The sequence below is a fragment of the Oryzihumus sp. genome (assembly GCF_036391795.1).
Classification (GTDB): domain Bacteria; phylum Actinomycetota; class Actinomycetes; order Actinomycetales; family Dermatophilaceae; genus Oryzihumus.
In genome coordinates, this window is sequence record NZ_DASVZH010000226.1 from 1 (window position 1) to 3,411 (window position 3,411).

A 3,411-nucleotide genomic window follows, 5' to 3' on the forward strand; every position below is an offset into this window, starting at 1 on the left:
GTCCCAGGGGTGGGCAGGGGTGAGCCGGGCCGCCGAGGTCGGCGGCGCGGCATACAGTGCCTGTTCGTGAGCACCTATGCCGACGCCGACCGCGAACGGTGGGTCCGCGAGGACCCGGCGCTCAAGCGCGCTGACCGCGACGACTTCGCCCGCGACCGGGCTCGCGTCGTCCACTCCTCGGCGCTGCGCCGGCTCTCGGCCAAGACCCAGGTGGTGCAGCCGACGAGCGACGACTTCGTGCGCAACCGGCTCACCCACTCCCTGGAGGTCGCGCAGATCGGTCGCGAGTTCGGGGCCGCGCTCGGCTGCGACGCCGACGTCGTCGACACCGCCTGCCTGGCGCACGACCTGGGTCACCCGCCGTTCGGCCACAACGGCGAGGCTGCGCTGGCGGCCGTCGCCGCCGACATCGGCGGGTTCGAGGGCAACGCCCAGACGCTGCGCCTGCTCACCCGGCTGGAGGCCAAGCGCACGCACCCCGACGGGCGCCCGGCCGGGCTCAACCTCACCCGGGCCAGCCTCGACGCCGTCCTGAAGTACCCGTGGCGGCGCGGCGAGGCGCCGTCGCAGACCGCCAAGTTCGGCGTGTATGCCGCGGACGCGCCGGTCTTCGAGTGGGTCCGGCTCGGGGCGCCGGAGGCCGATCCCACCCGCCGGTGCCTCGAGGCGCAGGTCATGGACTGGTCCGACGACGTCGCCTACTCGGTGCACGACGTGGAGGACGCCGTCGCCTCCGGCCGGGTCGACCTGGCCGACCTGCGCTCGGAGTCCCAGATGGCGCAGGTGGTCGAGGTGGCGCGCGCGGCCTACGCCCCGGACCTGACCGAGGAGGACCTGGCGCGGGCCATGGGCCGGCTGCTGGACACGGGGTGGATCCCGTTGTCCTGGAACGGATCCCGCGCCGACCTCGCGGCGCTCAAGGACATGACCAGCCGGCTGGTCGGCAGGTTCGTGCTCGCCGTGGAGGAGGCGACGCGCGCGGCATACGGCCCGGGTCCGTTGACCCGCTACGCCGCGGACCTGGTCGTGCCCGAGGAGGTCCGCGCGGAGTGCGCGCTGCTCAAGGGGGTGGCGGCGCACTTCGTCATGAACGCCGCCGAGCGGCTGCAGGTGATGGCGCGGCAGCGCGACGTGGTGCGCGACCTGGTCGAGGCGCTGCTGGACAAGCCGGAGGACCGGCTCGACGTCACCCACCTGGCCGACTGGCGCGAGGCCGGTGACGACGCGGCGGCCATGCGGGCGGTCGTGGACCAGGTGGCCGGCTACACCGACCCGCGGGCCACGGCCCTGCACGCGATGTGGGTGTGACCACCTAGACTCGCCGCGGCACACCAAGGAGGCTCTGTGGCGGGTCGGATCAAGGCCGACGACGTTGCTCTCGTCAAGGAGCGCTCGTCGATCGAGGACATCGTGCGCGAGCACGTCACGCTGCGCAGCGCCGGGCCCGGCTCGCTCAAGGGGCTGTGCCCCTTCCACGACGAGAAGTCACCGTCCTTCAACATCCGGCCCGCGGTCGGGGCGTGGCACTGCTTCGGCTGCGGCGAGGGCGGCGACGTCATCTCCTTCGTGCAGAAGGTCGAGCACCTCAGCTTCAGCGAGGCCGTCGAGCGGCTCGCCGGCAAGCTCGGCATGGAGCTGCACTACGAGGACGGCGTCGGCCCGCGTCGTGACGAGGGGCTGGGCAAGCGGTCCCGGCTGGTCGAGGCGCACCGGGTGGCCACCGAGTTCTACGCCGGCTCCCTGGTCGACCTCGCCGAGGCGCGGGCCGGGCGCGACTTCCTGCGCGACCGCGGGTTCGACCGGACCGCCGCGGAGCACTTCGGGGTCGGCTTCTCCCCGCGGGCCGGCGAGGCCCTGACCCGGCACCTGCGGTCCAAGGGGTTCAGCGACGACGAGATCGTGACCGCGGGGCTGGCAGGGCGCGGGCAGCGCGGGCTCTACGACCGGTTCCGCGGACGCCTCATGTGGCCGATCCGCGACATCACCGGTGACGTGGTCGGCTTCGGCGCCCGGCGGCTGTTCGACGACGACCGGATCGAGGCGAAGTACCTCAACACCGCCGAGACCTCGATCTACAAGAAGTCCACCGTCCTCTATGGCCTCGACCTGGCCAAGAAGGCCATCTCCCGTGACCGCACCGCGGTCGTGGTCGAGGGCTACACCGACGTCATGGCCTGCCACCTCGCGGGCATCGAGACCGCCGTGGCCACCTGTGGCACGGCCTTCGGGGTCGAGCACATCAAGGTGCTGCGCCGGCTCATGCGCGACGAGAGCGACCTGGCGCCCGCCAAGGTGGTCTTCACCTTCGACGGTGACGCCGCCGGCCAGAAGGCGGCCATGCGGGCCTTCGCCGAGGACCAGCGCTGGGCCTCCCAGTCGTTCGTGGCCGTGGAGGCTTCCGGCAAGGACCCGTGCGAGCTGCGTCAGGCCGAGGGCGACCTGGCGGTGCGGGCGCTCATCGAGGACGCCCTCCCGATGTTCGAGTTCGCCGTCCGCACCACCTTGGGGCGCTTTGACCTGGTCAACGCCGAGGGACGGATCCAGGGCCTGCGGGCCGTGGCGCCGATCATCGCCGGCATCCGCGACCGATCCCTGCGCCCGGAGTACACCCGCACTGTCGCCGGCTGGATCGGCGTCGAGGTCGAGCAGGTGGCCGCCGAGGTCGGGCGAGCCGGGCGTATCGCCGCCCGCGACGCGGCGTCCGGTGGGGGTGCCCCGGGGCGTGGCAGTGACGGCGCGGGCCACGGCCCGGACGGCGGTCCCCGCGGCGAGCCCGAGCACGACCGGCGCGACGAGGTCCAGGTCATGCCCCACCCGGACCTGCGCGACCCCGTGGTGCTGGCCGAACGGCAGCTGCTCCAGGCCGTGCTGCAGTTCCCGGGCCAGTTCGACCCGGCAGAGCTCGACGCCATCGACACGGCAGCGTTCACTGCGCCGGCCCACCGTGCCGTCCACGACGCGGTCCGCGCCGCCGGCGGGCCCGGTGCCGCCGCCTCCACCGGGGTGTGGGCCGACCGCGTCACCGAGGCCGCCGCGGCCACCGTCCGGCCGCTGGTGAACGAGCTGGCGGTGGCGCCGCTGCCGACGAGGATCGACGGCGCGACCGGGCTGCCCGAGCGGCGCTACCTCAGCTCCCTGCTCGTCCGCGTCCAGGAGGTGGCGCTGACCCGCCGCATCGCCGACGCGCTCAGCGCGCTGCGCCGCATGGAGTCCGGCGACCCCGAGGCGGCACGGGCCCTGTCGGTCCAGCTCCAGGGGCTGCAGCGTGAGCTCGTCGCCCTGCGTGACAGGCTGGGCTGATGCGCCTTCCCCGCCTCCGCAAGACCCAGCCCGACCTGCCCGGGGACGTCGCCGCGACGCTCGAGCTCGGGCGGGGGGAGCGGGTCCTCGCCCACGCGGTCGACGACGTCA

2 protein-coding genes are annotated in these 3,411 nt (G+C 73.9%); both read left to right on the plus strand.

Annotated elements, in window-relative coordinates; translation table 11 throughout:
• Window positions 1-60 precede the first annotated feature (60 nt).
• Window positions 61-1,308 carry a deoxyguanosinetriphosphate triphosphohydrolase gene (locus tag VF825_RS13930; RefSeq protein ID WP_414695860.1) on the plus strand — a complete coding sequence of 416 codons (1,248 nt, stop codon included), beginning with the start codon at window positions 61-63 and terminating at the stop codon, window positions 1,306-1,308.
• A 36-nt stretch (window positions 1,309-1,344) separates the two neighbouring features.
• Window positions 1,345-3,300, plus strand: coding sequence for a DNA primase (gene dnaG, locus VF825_RS13935; RefSeq protein WP_331114305.1), 1,956 nt, complete (start codon window positions 1,345-1,347; stop codon window positions 3,298-3,300).
• Window positions 3,301-3,411 lie beyond the last annotated feature (111 nt).